The organism is Streptomyces sp. NPDC046876, from assembly GCF_040645035.1.
GTDB lineage: Bacteria > Actinomycetota > Actinomycetes > Streptomycetales > Streptomycetaceae > Streptomyces.
The window spans coordinates 26281-41674 of sequence record NZ_JBEYXK010000002.1 but is presented as its reverse complement, the minus strand read 5'-3'; the positions used below and the strand labels follow the sequence as shown (position 1 = coordinate 41674).

General features: G+C 71.2%; 11 protein-coding genes. 5 read left to right on the top strand and 6 right to left on the bottom strand.

Features of this window, described 5'->3' with window-relative positions; translation table 11 throughout:
* Nucleotides 1-86 precede the first annotated feature (86 nt).
* The 4 genes from ABZ924_RS01890 (at nucleotide 87) to ABZ924_RS01875 (ending at nucleotide 5998) form a co-directional block, all read left to right on the top strand.
* The gene (locus ABZ924_RS01890; RefSeq protein WP_361902496.1) at nucleotides 87-875 is read left to right on the top strand and encodes an ATP-binding cassette domain-containing protein; all 789 of its coding nucleotides are present in this window, start codon (nucleotides 87-89) and stop codon (nucleotides 873-875) included.
* A 41-nt stretch (nucleotides 876-916) separates the two neighbouring features.
* Entirely contained in the window at nucleotides 917-2176 is a 1260-nt protein-coding gene (locus tag ABZ924_RS01885; RefSeq protein ID WP_361902946.1) for a sugar ABC transporter permease, read from the top strand.
* A gap of 255 nt (nucleotides 2177-2431) precedes the next feature.
* Nucleotides 2432-4348 carry a 1-deoxy-D-xylulose-5-phosphate synthase gene (gene dxs / locus ABZ924_RS01880; RefSeq protein ID WP_361902493.1) on the top strand — a complete coding sequence of 639 codons (1917 nt, stop codon included), beginning with the start codon at nucleotides 2432-2434 and terminating at the stop codon, nucleotides 4346-4348.
* Between the two features lie 153 nt (nucleotides 4349-4501).
* Complete coding sequence (locus ABZ924_RS01875) at nucleotides 4502-5998, top strand: amino acid permease (RefSeq protein WP_361902490.1); 1497 nt, start codon at nucleotides 4502-4504, stop codon at nucleotides 5996-5998.
* Nucleotides 5999-6004: 6 nt separating this feature from the next.
* Here the strand turns inward: ABZ924_RS01875 and ABZ924_RS01870 are convergent, their stop codons facing one another.
* Nucleotides 6005-7129, bottom strand: coding sequence for an LCP family protein (locus ABZ924_RS01870; RefSeq protein WP_361902487.1), 1125 nt, complete (start codon nucleotides 7127-7129; stop codon nucleotides 6005-6007).
* Nucleotides 7130-7255: 126 nt separating this feature from the next.
* On the opposite strand from ABZ924_RS01870, the gene ABZ924_RS01865 reads away from it, so the two are divergent.
* Nucleotides 7256-8404, top strand: a complete 1149-nt coding sequence (locus ABZ924_RS01865; RefSeq protein ID WP_361902484.1) for a hypothetical protein — start codon at nucleotides 7256-7258, stop codon at nucleotides 8402-8404.
* An 81-nt stretch (nucleotides 8405-8485) separates the two neighbouring features.
* Here ABZ924_RS01865 and ABZ924_RS01860 read toward each other — a convergent pair whose 3' ends face one another.
* From ABZ924_RS01860 to ABZ924_RS01840, 5 genes are all read right to left on the bottom strand, one after another.
* Nucleotides 8486-10087, bottom strand: a complete 1602-nt coding sequence (locus ABZ924_RS01860) for a glycosyltransferase family 2 protein (RefSeq protein WP_361902481.1) — start codon at nucleotides 10085-10087, stop codon at nucleotides 8486-8488.
* A 13-nt stretch (nucleotides 10088-10100) separates the two neighbouring features.
* Nucleotides 10101-10910: an Ig-like domain-containing protein gene (locus tag ABZ924_RS01855; RefSeq protein ID WP_361902478.1), complete on the bottom strand. Its 810-nt coding sequence runs from the start codon at nucleotides 10908-10910 to the stop codon at nucleotides 10101-10103.
* Between the two features lie 11 nt (nucleotides 10911-10921).
* Nucleotides 10922-11728, bottom strand: a complete 807-nt coding sequence (locus tag ABZ924_RS01850; RefSeq protein ID WP_361902475.1) for a rhamnogalacturonan acetylesterase — start codon at nucleotides 11726-11728, stop codon at nucleotides 10922-10924.
* Nucleotides 11729-11730: 2 nt separating this feature from the next.
* Nucleotides 11731-13236: a bifunctional cytidylyltransferase/SDR family oxidoreductase gene (locus ABZ924_RS01845; protein ID WP_361902472.1), complete on the bottom strand. Its 1506-nt coding sequence runs from the start codon at nucleotides 13234-13236 to the stop codon at nucleotides 11731-11733.
* Between the two features lie 87 nt (nucleotides 13237-13323).
* Nucleotides 13324-15318: a hypothetical protein gene (locus ABZ924_RS01840; protein ID WP_361902469.1), complete on the bottom strand. Its 1995-nt coding sequence runs from the start codon at nucleotides 15316-15318 to the stop codon at nucleotides 13324-13326.
* Nucleotides 15319-15394 lie beyond the last annotated feature (76 nt).

The window sequence follows — 15394 nt, the reverse complement described above, 5'->3', positions numbered from 1 at the left end:
GCGGGGCGCCGGGCAGAAACGATTCCTCACCCACCCCGCTCCTGCACTTTCTGCACGACATCCCCGCCGGTCAGGCGGCGAAGGAGATGGTTCATGTGTCCGCTGCGCCCGTGCTGGCGTTGCGAGGGGTCTCGAAGCGATTCGGTGCCGTCCAGGCGCTCACCGACGTAGAGCTCGAGATCCACTCCGGCGAGGTGGTCGCCCTGGTCGGCGACAACGGCGCCGGCAAGTCCACGCTCGTCAAGACGATCGCCGGCGTCCACCCCATCGATGACGGCGTCATCGAGTGGCAGGGCAAGCCGGTCTCGATCGGCAAGCCCCACGACGCCCAGAACCTGGGCATCGCGACGGTCTACCAGGACCTCGCGCTGTGCGACAACATCGACGTCGTCGGCAACCTCTTCCTGGGTCGCGAGCTCAAGCGCCGCGGCGTCCTGGACGAGGTGGAGATGGAGCGCCGCGCCCGCGAGCTCCTGACCACCCTGTCCATCCGGATCCCCAGTGTCCGCATCCCCATCGCCTCGCTCTCCGGCGGCCAGCGCCAGACCGTGGCGATCGCCCGCTCGATGCTGGGCGAGCCCCAGCTCGTCATCCTCGACGAGCCCACCGCGGCCCTCGGCGTCGAGCAGACCGCACAGGTCCTCGACCTCGTGGAGCGGCTGCGCGAGCGCGGCCACGCGGTCATCCTCATCAGCCACAACATGGCCGACGTGAAGGCCGTCGCCGACCGGGTGGCGGTGCTGCGGCTGGGCCGCAACAACGGTGTCTTCAAGGTCGCCGAAACCTCGCAGGAAGAGATCATCTCCGCCATCACCGGAGCCACGGACAACGCCGTGACCCGCCGGGCGGCCCGCACCGGGGAGGCGCGCAAGTGAGCACCGAACACCACACCGCGGGGCACCACACCGCGGAGGACGTGGCCAAGCTGGCCAACCCCGCCGCCCCGGCCGACGCCATTCCCGCGGTGGACCCGCGCCTGCTCGTGCGCGAGCAGGGCCTGTCCGGCTACCTGAGCGAGTTCGGCCGCAAGATGAAGTCCGGCGACCTGGGCTCCCTCCCGGTCGTCATCGGCCTGATCGTCATCTGGGGCATCTTCCAGGGGCTGAACTCGAACTTCCTCTCCCCGGAGAACCTCACCAACATCGCCATCACGATGGTCGCCACCGGCATGATGGCCGTCGGCATCATCTTCGTGCTGCTGCTCGGCGAGATCGACCTGTCCGTGGGCTCCGTCAGCGGTGTCTCGGGCGCCCTCTTCGCCGTCCTGGCCGTCACCAACGGCGTCAACGAGTGGGTGGCGATCCTCGTGGCCGTCGCCGGCGGCGCCCTGATCGGTGCGATCCACGGCTTCTTCTTCGCCAAGATCGGCGCGCCGGCCTTCGCCGTCACCCTGTCCGGCCTGCTGTTCTGGTCCGGCGCCATGCTCCAGATCCTCGGCAGCAACGGCACGATCAACATCGACGCCGACGGTGTCGTGGGGCAGCTCACCACGTACTACTTCGCCGACGTGGCCGCCGCCTACGGCCTGGCCGCCATCGCCACGGCCGTGTACTTCGTGGGCGCGTACTCCGACAACCGCCGCCGCCAGGCCGCGGGCGTCCCCTCCCGGCCCACCAGCGAGATCCTGCTGCGCACCGGCCTGCTCGCCGTGTTCACCTTCGGCCCCGCCGCGGTGTTTAACCAGTACAAGGGCCTCCCGCTCGCGGTGGTGCTCTTCGTCCTGGTCCTGGTCGGCACGGACTTCCTCCTGCGCCGCACCACCTTCGGCCGCAACGTGTTCGCCCTCGGCGGCAGCGTCGAGGCCTCCCGCCGCGCGGGCATCAACGTCACCGGCATCCGCATCGCGGTCTTCGCCATCTCCGGCACCTTCGCGGCGGTCGGCGGCCTCTTCTGGGCCTCCAAGATCGCGGCGGCCAACCAGAGCGCCGGCGCCGGCGACCTGCTGATGAACGTGATCGCGGCGGCCGTGATCGGCGGCACCAGCCTCTTCGGCGGCCGCGGCCGGACCTGGAACGCCCTCCTCGGCGTCATGGTCATCACCTCGATCCAGTACGGTCTGGCTCTCGAGGGAATCGCCACGCCCATCCAGTACATGATCACCGGTGCGGTGCTGCTGGCCACCGTGGTGATCGACTCGGTCACCCGCAAGACCCAGAAGTCGGCCGGACGCGCCTGACACCGCGCCCCGGCGCGGTCAGACCGGTCACAGTGCCCGGTGCCACCCCGCGGTGGCGCCGGGCATCTGTGCGTCCGTCCGGACGTACGCACATGCGGGCAACTGTGTGGGAATACGCCCGAATGTGATGTGTGACTTCGGACGGATCCGTACAGGAATGACAAAGCTGTGACCCGCCTGCGGCAGCCCGATGACCGCGGTCGGCGACGGAACATTAGACTCGACAGACCAGCAAGCAACTGCAAGGAGGCACGGGTGCTGCTGACCCGCATCAAGGGACCGCGCGATCTGGACCGGCTCAGCCAGGAGGAGCTGGTTCAGCTCGCCGCCGAGATCAGGTCCTTCCTCGTCGACGCCGTCTCCAAGACCGGCGGGCACCTCGGCCCCAACCTCGGCGTGGTCGAACTGACGATCGCCCTGCACCGGGTCTTCGAATCGCCCAAGGACAAGGTCCTCTTCGACACGGGCCACCAGGCCTACGTCCACAAGCTCCTCACCGGCCGCCAGGACTTCGCCGGCCTGCGCACCAAGGGCGGCCTCTCCGGCTACCCCTCGCGCGCCGAGTCCGAGCACGACGTGATCGAGAACTCCCACGCCTCCACGGTGCTGGGCTGGGCCGACGGCCTGGCCAAGGCGAACGAGGTGCTCGGCCGCGCCGACCACCACGTGGCCGCGGTCATCGGCGACGGCGCCCTGACCGGCGGCATGGCCTGGGAGGCGCTGAACAACATCGCCGCCGCCAAGGACCGCCCGCTGGTCATCGTCGTCAACGACAACGAGCGCTCGTACGGCCCCACCATCGGCGGCCTCGCCAACCACCTGGCCACCCTGCGCACCACCGACGGCTACGAGCGCTTCCTCGCCCGCGGCAAGGAGATCCTGGAGCGCACCCCCGTCGTCGGCAAGCCGCTCTTCGAGACCCTGCACGGCGCCAAGAAGGGCCTGAAGGACTTCATCGCCCCGCAGGGCATGTTCGAGGACTTGGGCCTGAAGTACATCGGCCCCATCGACGGCCACGACATCGAGGCCCTGGAGTCCGCCCTCCAGCGCGCCAAGCGCTTCAGCGGCCCGGTCATCGTGCACTGCCTCACCCAGAAGGGCCGCGGCTACACCCCGGCCCTGGAGCACGAGGCGGACCGCTTCCACGCGGTCGGCGTCATCCACCCCGACACCGGCCTGCCGGTCAAGACGGCCGCCGCCAGCTGGACCTCCGTCTTCGCCGACGAAATGGTCAAGATCGGCCACGAGCGCCCGGACGTGGTCGGCATCACCGCCGCCATGCTCCACCCGGTCGGCCTCAACAAGTTCGCCGAGGCGTTCCCGGACCGCATCTACGACGTCGGCATCGCCGAGCAGCACGGCGCGACCTCCGCGGCGGGCCTGGCCACGGGCGGCGTCCACCCGGTCTTCGCCGTGTACGCCACTTTCCTCAACCGGGCCTTCGACCAGGTCCTGATGGACGTCGCCCTGCACAAGTGCGGCGTCACCTTCGTCCTGGACCGGGCCGGCGTCACCGGTGACGACGGCGCCAGCCACAACGGCATGTGGGACATGTCGATCCTGCAGGTCGTCCCCGGCCTCAGGCTCGCCGCCCCGCGCGACGCCGAGCAGCTGCGCGCCCAGCTGCGCGAGGCCGTCGAGGTCAAGGACGCCCCGACCGTGGTCCGCTTCTCCAAGGGCGTGGTGGGCCCGGCCGTCCCGGCCGTCGGCCGGATCGGCGGCATGGACCTGCTGCGCGCCCCCGCCCCCGAGGTCACCCGTCCGGACGTACTGCTCGTCTCGGTCGGCGCGCTCGCCCCGATGTGCCTGGAGATCGCCGACCTCCTCGACAAGCAGGGCATCTCCACCACCGTCGTCGACCCGCGCTGGGTCAAGCCGGTCGACGAGGCCCTCGCCCCGCTCGCGGAGCAGCACCGCGTCGTCGTCACCGTCGAGGACAACGGCCGCACCGGCGGTGTGGGCGCCGCCGTCTCGCAGGCGCTGCGCGACGCGGGCGTCGACGTACCGCTGCGCGACTTCGGCATCCCGCAGCGCTTCCTCGACCACGCCCTGCGCAAGGAGATCCTGGCGGAGATCGGCCTGACCGCACCGGACATCGCCCGGCAGGTCACCGGCCTGGTCGCCAAGCTGGACGGCCGTTTCGACAGCGAGCCGGCCGCCGCGGTCGACTAGACGGCCCGGGGGCGGCTGACCCGTCCGAAAGCCGCCCGGCGCGCCGGGCCGTGGACCGATGCGCGGTTGCACGTCACGGGCCGGGAGATCACCCTGGGAAGGGTGGGCCTCCCGGCCCGTCCGCGTGCGTCGTCACCTTTCGGAGGTGCGTCGGTGAGTACGGATCTCAACAGCCCCTTCCGCACCAAGACGGTGGAACAGTCCATCCGGGACACGGAGGAGCCGGAACACGCGCTCCGCAAGTCGCTCTCCGCCTGGGACCTGACCGTCTTCGGTGTGGGCGTCATCATCGGCACCGGCATTTTCGTTCTCACCGGCATCGCCGCCCGGAACAACGCCGGTCCCGCCACGGCCCTCGCCTTCGTGGCCGCCGGCGTGGTCTGCGCCCTGGCGGCGCTCTGCTACGCCGAGTTCGCGTCCACCGTGCCGGTGGCGGGCTCGGCGTACACGTTCTCCTTCGCCTCCATCGGAGAGGTGCCCGCCTGGATCATCGGTTGGGACCTGGTGCTCGAATTCGCCCTCGGCACCGCCGTCGTGGCGGTCGGCTGGTCCGGCTACGTGCGCCACCTCATGCACACCAACCTCGGCTGGAACCTGCCCGCCGGGCTCTCCGGGCCCGACGAGGGCGGCACCTTCGACCTGCTGGCCTGCCTGCTGGTTCTGGTGCTGACCGCGATCCTCGTCATCGGGACGAAGCTGTCGGCCCGGATCACCGCCATCGTCGTCGCCATCAAGGTGACCGTGGTCCTGCTCGTCATCATCGCGGGCCTGTTCTTCATCAAGGCGGACAACTACAAGCCGTTCATCCCGCCGGCCGAGCCACAGGCCGGAGGCAGCGGCTGGAAGGCCCCGCTGGTCCAGCTGATTTTCGGATACGCGCCCACCAACTTCGGCGTCATGGGCATCTTCACCGCCGCCTCCCTGGTCTTCTTCGCCTTCATCGGCTTCGACGTGGTGGCCACCGCCGCCGAGGAGACCAAGAACCCCCAGCGTGACATGCCGCGCGGCATCCTGGGCTCGCTGCTCATCTGCACGGTGCTCTACGTGGCCGTGACGCTGGTGGTCACCGGTATGCAGCACTACACGCAGATGTCGCCCACCGCCCCGCTCGCCGAGGCCTTCAAGTCGGTGAACCAGCCCTTCTTCGCCGGTGCCATCAGCCTCGGTGCGTCCGTAGGCCTGATCACCGTCTGCATGATCCTGCTGCTGGGCCAGACCCGGGTGTTCTTCGCGATGAGCCGTGACGGCCTGCTCCCGCGGGTCTTCTCCGTCACCCACCCCAAGTACCGCACCCCCTACCGGGCGACCATCCTGCTCGGTGTGCTCATCGCCGTCCTCGCAGGGTTCATCAGCCTGGAGAAGCTTGCGGAACTGGTGAACATCGGAACGCTCTTCGCCTTCGTGGTCGTCGCGCTCGGTGTGATCATCCTGCGCCGCACCCGCCCCGATCTGCACCGCTCCTTCCGCACCCCGTGGGTGCCGTTGATTCCCATCCTGTCGATCCTGGCCTCGCTCTGGCTGATGCTGAACCTGCCGGCGGAGACGTGGGCCCGGTTCGGCATCTGGATGGCCATCGGCTTCGTCATCTACTCCTTCTACGGCGTCTGGCACAGCCGGCTCGGCCGTGAGGGCCGGGACGCGAAGTACTAGGAACGCCTACCGCAAGAGCGACGGGGACGGCGAGGGCGCCGGGGACTTGGACCTGGCGCCCTCGCCGCCGCCCTTGGCGGGGGAGTCCTTCGCCGAGGCGGGCACCTTCTGGTCGGTGCGCAGGGCCTCCCACAGCCGGGAGGCCTGCTCCTGTGCGACCACGACCCGGTTCGGGTCCACCTTGTCGTACGCGACCGGGAGCATGATGGTCTCCAGGGTGTCCGGGTTGACGCCCTTCATGCTCTGGGCGAAGTCGGCCAGCGCGGTCAGCGACGCGAGTTCGGAGTCCGTGGTCAGCGACTTGGTGCCGGCGTCGGCGAGCTTGTAGAGGCGGGCCGGGTTGCCGAGGGCGTCCTGCTTCTTGATCTCGGAGAGCATCGCCATCATGAACTGCTGCTGCAGGCCTATGCGGCCGAGGTCGCTGCCGTCGCCGTAGCCGTAGCGGGTGCGGACGAACTTCAGCGAGTCGGTGCCGTTCAGCCGGTGGGTGCCGGCATCCAGCTTCAGGCCGCCCTTCGCCCCGCTCATCGGCTTGTCCAGGGTGACGGTGACCCCGCCGAGCGCGTCCACCAGGCCCTTGAAGCCGGCGAAGTCGACCTCGACGAAGTGGTCCACGCGGATGCCGGACATCTGCTCGACGGTCTTGACCACGCAGGCCGGTCCGGCGAGCGAGTAGACGGAGTTGAACATCACCCGGTCGGCGCCGTCGACGGTCTTGCCGTCGGCGTCCTTGCATTCGGGCCGGGATATCAGGGTGTCGCGCGGGATGCTGATCGCGGTGGCCTTGGAGCGCCCCTCGGGAAGGTGGATCAGCATCGCGGTGTCCGAGCGGGCGCCGCTGACGTCGCCGTGGTCCAGGTCCGCGTTGGCGCCGGCGCGTGAGTCCGAGCCGAGGACGAGGACGTTCTGCGCTCCCGGTACGACCTTCTTCGGGCGGTCGTCGCCGATCGCCCGGTCCAGGTCCACGCTGTCGATGTTGCCGTTCAGGTGGCTGTACGCCCACCAGCCGGCGCCGCCCGCCGCGAGGACGAGCACTGCCACGGTCAGCAGAAGGATCCGCAGGACGCGCCGGCCGCCGCGCCGGGCCTTGCGCCCGGGCGTCGGAGAGGGGGCCGAGGGGCGGTCGGTCATGGAGGCAGTGCCCTTCTATCATCGAATGGGGTGCATCATAAGACACGCTTTCGAGTGGCTGGTTCTTTCGGGTGAAGGCCCGGCTCCTCGGGCTCGGACATAGTCGGCAGAAGGGTGGACAGCGGCGTGAACCGAGGCAAAGGCGGGAACGGAACCGCCTCTTCGGCTCCCGGGACGCAGGACGCCCGCACGGGCGGACCGGGCCCGCGCCTGACCTCCCCGCCGGCCGGAAAGTGGCTGTTCGCGGGGGCCGACGGCCGCCTGACCGCGTACGCCTGCACCCGCAGCGGCCTGCACCGCTGGACCGAGACCGCAGCCCCGCACAGCGGTTGGACCGGCCCCGAGGCCTTCGAGGTCCCCGGCTGGCTGGGCCCCGCCGCCATGGCGCAGAGCCGCGAGGGGTACGTGCACTTCGTCGCGCTCAGGGCCGCGGAGGACGGCTCGGAGCGGCCGGAAGTGATCGTCTCCACGCAGTTCCAGTCCGGCCGCGGCATGATCGACTGGCACGGCCTGGGCGTTCCCGGCCTGCGCGGCGGCCCCGCCGACGACCGGCTGACCGGCCCCCCGCGCATCGCCGTCAACCAGCGCTCCGGCTCGATCCACGTCATCGTCTCCCTCCAGCACTCCGGCATCCTGCGGCGCAGCCGCAACGCCGAGGGCGCCTGGGGCGGCTGGAAGCCGGTGGCCGCGCAGAGCTATCGGGGCGACGTGACCCCGATGATGCCGGCCGGCGGGCAGTTGGAGATGCTCGCCGTCGGGCCCTCCGGCGCCGACCGCTGGACGGGCATCGGCCAGGGCCGCTTCGGGCTCGCCGAGACCATCCCCACGCCGGTCGTCCCCGGCAGCCCGGCCGTCTGCGAGACGGGCGCCCGCAGGGTCACGTACTTCTGGCGCTACCCGGGCGACGGCTCGCTCGTCGCCTGGCGGGCCGCCCGACCGGGCGTCCAGGGCGGGCTGATGAGCCTCGGCGGGGCGGGCGGCCGCGGCGCGCCCGGCGTCGCGCGCGCCATGGTCGGGGGCTACGACTGCACGGTGCTCGCGCAGACCGGCGCCGAGCGCGACATCGAGGTCACCGCGTACGTCACCGAGAACGAGGGCTACGGCACCTGGTGGGCCTCCCTCGGCGGCCACGGGGCCTACGCCCCGCAGGTGGCGGTCGATGCGGCCGGCCGGCTCGTCGTCGCCGCGTTCGACGAGACGGGCGCCCCGATGTGCGCCCGCCAGGACACCGGCGCCCAGGGGCTGGCCTTCGGCCCGTGGGAGCCCCTGACCTGAGCGCGCCTGAGCGCGCGCCTGGCCCGGGCCTGGGGCCGGGCCTGAGCACTGCCCGGGCGGGTGCCCGGGCACGCGTCCGGCTCAGGCGCTCCCCGGCAGCGGCGCCCGCTGCACGACCTCGATGCTCAGGCCGCCGTCCTGCGTGTAGTACGGAGTCGCCGCCAGCTCCATCCCCGGCGCACCGGGCGCGTCCGCGATCCGCACCGGCATCCGGGCCGTCGTGTCCAGCTCGGGCGCGCGCCGCGCGCCGAGCCGCACCTCCTGCCGGACGCCCTCGAAGGACACGGAGAGGTACAGGTCCCAGGTGCCCGGCGGCAGCGGCCAGCCGCTGGAGGTCTGCGCCAGGTTCACGCGCGCCGAGAACCGGCCCATCGCCCGGGCCTTGCCCTTGGAGTTGGTCAGGGTGTCGTCCCGGCGGGCCGTCACCGCGTGGCTCTCCTGCGCGCCGCTCGTCCGCTCGCGCAGCACCACCCGGGTGGCCCGGTCCTTCGTGGACAGCTGCTCGAAGAAGGCGTAGCCGTCGAGCAGCAGCATCGGCCCGTCCCAGCGGGCCCGCTGCAGCTGCTGACTGACCGTCATGTCACCGGTGATGTCGAACAGTTCGTCCGGCAGCGGGACCTGCGGGTCCCGGAAGAACGGCAGCGTCGTGTAGACCCGGCCGTTCTCGACCGTCTTGCGGACGGCCGGCCGGTCCTTGTCGGCCTCGAACGCGGCCATCGTTTGCGCCTCCGCGAACCGGCCCTGCGCGAGCAGCGCGAACCGGACGGCCACCATCCGCGGCAGCAGCGCCAGCGCCCCCGGCGCCGCCTGGCCCCGCAGCACCTCGGCCGCGGCCCACAGCGCCTGGTCCCGCTCGGCCGGGTCGGTCGCCGACAGCAGCGCCGCCGCGGAGGCCTTGCCGAGCTCCACCTCCAGGTGGCGCGACTGGAGCCGGTCCCGGCGCGGTCCCGGCGGCAGCTGCGAGGCGATCATCGCCAGCATCCGCGAGGCGAGCGCGACCCGGTCCGACAGGGTGGCCCGGTTCGCGGGCGAGGGGCCCTTGACGATGCAGACCGCGTCGCCGACGACCGACACGTTGTCCGCGCCGAGGTACGCACCGGCGGTGAAGACCTGGTCGTCGCCGATCGGCATGTCGGTGGGGAAGACCAGTCCGCGGCGGTGCAGCAGCGCGGTGCGGAACAGCTTGTCCGGGGTCAGCGACCAGTACACGCGCGAGTCGTACGCGTCGGTGTACGCCTGGTTCTTGCGGAACATCGAGGTCGCGACCGCGTGCCGGCCCGAGCTCTCCAGCTTGCCCAGCACCACGTCGGCCTCGTTGGCATCGGCCGCCGCGACCATCCGCTCCAGCGCGTCCGGCGCCAGCCGGTCCGTCGCCTCCAGGAAGATGACGTACCGTCCGCGCACCTGGCTCAGCGCCCAGTTGCGGGCCGCCGCCGGGCTCAGCCCCTGCGAGACCTGCCCCACGCGGACGAACGCCGGGTACTGGTGCGCGGCCCGGGCCAGGACCGAGCCGCTCTCGTCCGTCGACCCGTCGTCGACGCCGATGATCTCCAGCCGGTCCGTGCCGATGGTCTGCGCGAGGACGGACGCGAGGCAGGCGTCGAGCGCCGCGGCCTGGTTGGAGACCCGGATCGCGACGGACACGTCCTTGACGTCGGCGGGGCTCACGACGGCGGTGTTCATGCTGCTGTGTTCCTCATCGGGTGTGCGCGGACTGGTCGGGGCGGGGCCATGGCATCTCGCCGGTCAGCTCCGGCCACTGCCAGGGCCGGAACGCGACCTCCGTCGGGTGCGCCGGGAAGGCTCCCGGGGCGTGGTCCAGGGAGCCGACGAAGACGTTCACGTGCGAGGTCTGCTGCTCCCCGGCCGGGGTGCCCACCGTGTACGCGAACCGGTCGTACCCGGTGAAACCGGGCGCCGGGCTGTACGTCACCCAGCCGTCGTACGACAGTTGCGCCTCGCCGTGGCGGGGCGCCGACACGCCGATCGCCGTACTGCCCGCGGGGCACGCGGACAGCACGTTCACCGAGCCGGACCCGCCCGGCTGCGCCGTCAGGCGCAGGCCCCGGGCGGCGGGCGCCCGCAGCGGCAGCGCCTCGGCGTCGAGCTTCGCGGTGCGGGTGGTCCTGCGCCCGCTCGCGTCCGGGACGCCGACCATGATCTGCGGCCGGATCCGCCGGGCCGCGGCCGTGTCGCGTACCCGCAGGTGCAGGACACCGGTCGCGGTCTCGCCGGCCTCGGCGCGGAGGCGGAACCAGCGCTGCTTGGGGAAGAACTCCAGGCCCTGCATGCCGACGATGTCGGCCGCCTCGGCCAGGGGGGCCTGGAGCAGGTAGCCGCAGCCGCGCGGGGCGCCCTGGTCGGGCGCCACGGACAGGCCGAGCTGGAGCGTCTCGCCGGGCGCGACGCCGCGGCGCGGGTCCGCCGAGCTGTACAGGGCCGCGTACACGGCGCCGGGCGCCGCGCCCTCGCCGAGGGCCCGGCCGCGGCACAGGAGGTGGTTCACGGGACGACTCCTCAGGCGCCGGGGTACGTGGAGACGCGGGACGCGGTGCGGTGGCGGAAGGTCTCCTCGTCCAGCCAGCCCATCTCGCTGTAGTCGAAGCGCGTGCGGTCCAGGTCCCGGACCCAGTGGGCCGGGATGATGCCCTGCTCCAGCATGCTGCGCGCGGTGAAGCGCGCGACCTCGATCGCACCCTCCGCCCTCAGGTGCACGTTGTCGCCGTCCAGGATGTGCTTCTGGAGGGGCTCGCCGCGGCGCAGGTACACGAAGACGGCCTTGCTCGCCTCCGGCCCGAGCTCCTCCCACCACTGCAGGCTCTGCCCGTACACGTCGACGACCGGTACGTGCTCCTCCTCGGCCAGCAGCCGGGCGGCGGCCGGGTAGTCGCCGAGGAAGCGGGCCACGTTGCCGTGCCGGTCGATCCGCCGCCGCTCGTACGGCAGGTAGATCACCGGGTGGCCCCCGCGCTCGCGCGCGCCGTGCACGTACGCGGCCATGTGCTCCAGGAAGGTGGAGTACGGCTCGGTGTGCAGGCCCGGGTCGGGCTTGATGTCGTTCTGGCCGAAGCCGAACAGCAGGTAGTCGCCCGGCTCCATGTTCTCCAGGATCCACTGGAGCCGGCCGCGCTCGCGGAAGCTCTTGGAGCTGGCCCGCGCCCGGGCGCAGGCGACCACCTCCACCTCGTCCGTGAGGAAGAGCGGGAGCGTCTGCGCCCATCCGGCCATCGGCAGGAAGCTGTACGGGCGGCTGACCGCGTTGGAGCCGCCGACCACGAAGATCCTCGGGCGGCGGCCCGGCTGCGGGGAGGGTGCGTACGTCACGCCTAGACCCCCTGGTCCTCCGTGGTCTGGATCAGCACGTTCGCGAGCGCCTCCTCGAAACCGGAGCGCTGCGCCGGGGTCGAGGTGGGGTCCTGCCTGCGTACGTCGATCACGTGGCCGGTCATTTCGGAGAGCAGGACGTCCAGCGAGGTCAGCGCCACCGACTCGGAGGTCAGCAGCGAGCCCTCGGGCTCCTGGCCGAAGGCCTTGGTCCGCATCGGGGTGGCGGTGCGCTCGGGGTTCACGCAGTTGACGCGGATGCCGTCCTCGGCCCACTCGTCGGCCAGCGCCTGGGTCAGGTTGACCATGGCGGCCTTGGTGGAGGAGTACAGGCTGTACTCGGCGCGGCCGCGGGTGTAGCTGCTGGAGGTGAACAGCAGCAGCTGGCCGCCGGTCTCGCTGAGGTACTTGTAGGAGGTCCGGGCGATGTTCACGGGCGCGAGGTAGTTGACCTCCAGCGCCTCGCGAACGGTGTCGTTGTCGGTCTCGTCGAGGCGGCCGACGCGCAGCACGCCCGCGGTGTTGACGACGTAGTCGACCCGGCCGGTCTCGCCGTAGGCCTTGGCCAGGGCCTCCTCGACGTGGGCGGGGTTCTCCACGTGCGTGCCGGTGGTGGAGCGGCCCAGGGCGTAGACGCGGGCCCCGAAGCCCTCGGCGATGCGGCAGATGTCGGCGCCGATGCCGTACGAGCCGCCGAAGACCACCATCGTCCTGCCGGCCAGCTGCTCGCGGTAGGCGGCCTCGCCGGCCTGCGCGGGCGCGGCGTGGGAGGCGAGCTGGAACAGCTTGTCGGCGATGAACACGTCGACGGGCTGGGTGACCTTCATGTTGTAGTCGTCGCCGGTGACCACGTGGACCGGGACGTCCGGCAGGTACTTGACGACCACGGAGCAGTCGTCGGTGGCCTGGAAGAACGGGTCGGCGGCCGCCCGCTCGTACGCGGCGCGGATCGTGGAGAGGCGGAAGCCCTGCGGGGTCTGGCCGCGGCGCAGCCGGGAGCGGTCGGGCACCTCGGTGATGAACTCGCCGTCGTCGCCGTGGGTCCGGGTCACGATGACCGTGTCGGAGGAGGGGATGGCGACGTCGACGGCCTGGTAGCGCTCCAGGGACTCGACGCACTCGCGCACCACGCGCTGCGAGAGCAGCGGGCGCACGGCGTCGTGGAAGAGGAGGTTGCAGTCCTCGCCCTCGGCGAGCCGCTCGGCGGCGGCGCGGATGGCGATGCGGGTGGTCTCGCTGCGGGTCGAGCCGCCCGCCAGGACCGCGGTGACCTTGCCGAGGCGGGCCCGCTCGACGATGCGGCGGGCGTCCTCCAGGTAGGCGGGCGTCATCAGGAGGAGCACCTCGTCGACGTCCGGCGCGTTCTCGAAGACGTGCAGGGTGTGCTCCAGGATCGGCTTCCCGGCGATCTTGAGCAGCTGCTTGGGTATCTCGAGCCCGATGCGCTGGCCGGTGCCACCGGCGAGGACGACGGCGATGGTGCGATGGGGGACAGGTCTCGGGGGCACGGTCTGCTTCTTCCTGAGCGGGGGGATGCGGCACTGCGGTGGGGACGCCGGCGACGCGGTGGGACGGGAGGATCCGGGGCGCGGCGGCTAGACGGGGAAGGGCGCCTGCTCCGGGTATTCGATGGGGAAGTCGCGCAGTCCCCGCCGGTAGAGGTCGTTGGCCGCCGCGTTGAAGCGGACGATCGAGGGCGGGTACTCGCCGCCGAGGAGGTACTCCTTGAGCTGCTCGCGGTAGGGGGCCATGACGTCCTGCGAGGGGTTGAGCGTGGCCTCGATGGCCTCGGCCAGGCCGTTGCAGTCGGCGTCCAGCAGGTACGAGGCGTACGCGGTGCGCTGCTCGTTGCGGAAGTCCTGGTCGGGCAGGCCCTCCAGGTTGAAGATCGCGTACGGCTTCAGGGTCGCGACGAAGTCGGAGACCACGCTCGACATGTCGCCGATGAGGAGGTCGGACTGGTTGAAGCAGTCGTACAGGGCCGGGATGCGCTCGGTGACCACGTGGTGCGCGGCGTCGGGCATGGCGCTCCAGTACAGGGCCCCGGCCTGGTTGCGGCTGCGCCGGATGCGCGCGGTGCGCTCCTCCTCGGTGAGGTCGGGGTACTTCGAGCGGACGCCGCGTTCGGAGAGGTCGGCGATGCGCTGGTCGATCCGGGCGAGCTTCTTGGCCGCGGCCTTGGAGTCGGTGAGGTTGCGCCCGAAGCGGCGGGCGTTGTCCTCCTCCAGGAGGGCGATGACGCGCCGGTGGGCCGCGGCGGCGACGGGGGAGCGCGAGCCGGTCAGCGGGTGCGGCTTGTAGATGATCCGGATCTCGCGGTCGTAGTCGAGGAGGGCCTTGATGAGCCTCTCGCCGGCCGGGATGACGGAGGTGTAGCAGGCGTCGTCGGTCCAGCCCTCCCAGGTGGGGGCGTAGATGACGGTGGGGATGGGCCCGGAGACCCTGCCGGTCCAGCTGTGCAGGGGCATCAGCTGGGGGCGGCCGACCTCGACGATCTGGTGCGGGGAGACGGCGTGCTTGATGCGCTCGTAGCGGTCGCGGCCCGCCCGGCCGGCGACCCAGATCTCGTCGAAGACCTTGCTGACGCGGTTGCTGCTGGCGAGTTTGTCGCTGTCGCCGTGGCCGATGAAGACGTGCTTGACCTCGGCGCGCTGGAGCATGTGCACGTTCTTGCCCGCATTGCCCGGATAAAGGGCGACACGGAGCTCGTTCATCTCTATTCGCGCGAGATTGTCCGCTTTGGGAATGCAGATGACGGGGACGGAGGTCGCGTCCAGGTAGCGCAGGGTGGCCCGCTCGCGCAGCACGATGATGGGCCGCAGGTCCAGCGCCTCCAGGGCCTCCAGCCACATGTTCACCTGGTACATGAAGTCTTTGGAGATGGCGGCGAACGTGAAGTACAGCGCGACCTGGGGGCGGTATTCGGCCAGCTGGTGGTTGAGCTCGTCGATGGCCTCGTCGGTGGTGGGCAGCTTGAGCGCGTTGCGCGCGTCGGGCACCAGCACCAGCAGGGAGAAGTAGGCGAGGAAGACGGTGGTGATCATGCCGTACGTGACCCAGCGCCAGTCGTCCGTGGCGATGGTGGCCAGCGCTCCGGCCACGAGCGGGATGTCCAGGTGCAGGGTCTTCCTGACGTGCTTGTTCATCAGGAACGGGTGGGGCATGCGGCGGATGCCGAGTGCCTCCAGGTCCAGTCCGCGGGTGGTGAAGGGCAGCTCGTTGCGCATCTTGCGGACGTGCTTGAGCAGGGCCCCGTAGGCGAGCTGGAGGATGAACAGCAGCAGCAGGCCGATGGTGGTCATCTGCGCCACGAACGACTCGATGTCGGCCACGGCTCCGCACAGGCCCAGCAGCAGGAACTGCCGGATCAGGAAGCGCATGGTCAGGCCGAAGCGCGAGTCGCGCAGCTTCTCCAGGGTCGGCGACTCGGTGTTGTGGAGCATCAGGTCGGCGACGTAGCTGAGGGCCGCGCAGCCGGTGAAGAGGGGGAGCGAGACGAACGCGACGGCCACGAGCATCCCGAGGAAGCTGAGGATGAGCGCGGCGGTGATTCCGACGCCGAGCGCGGCGCGCAGCCGCTTGGAGCCCATGGTGCGGTGCCTCCCCCGTGGAGGTATAAGGGTCGCGTGAAGTGTCGCAGTAGTATAAGCAGCCTGGTGGACGCCT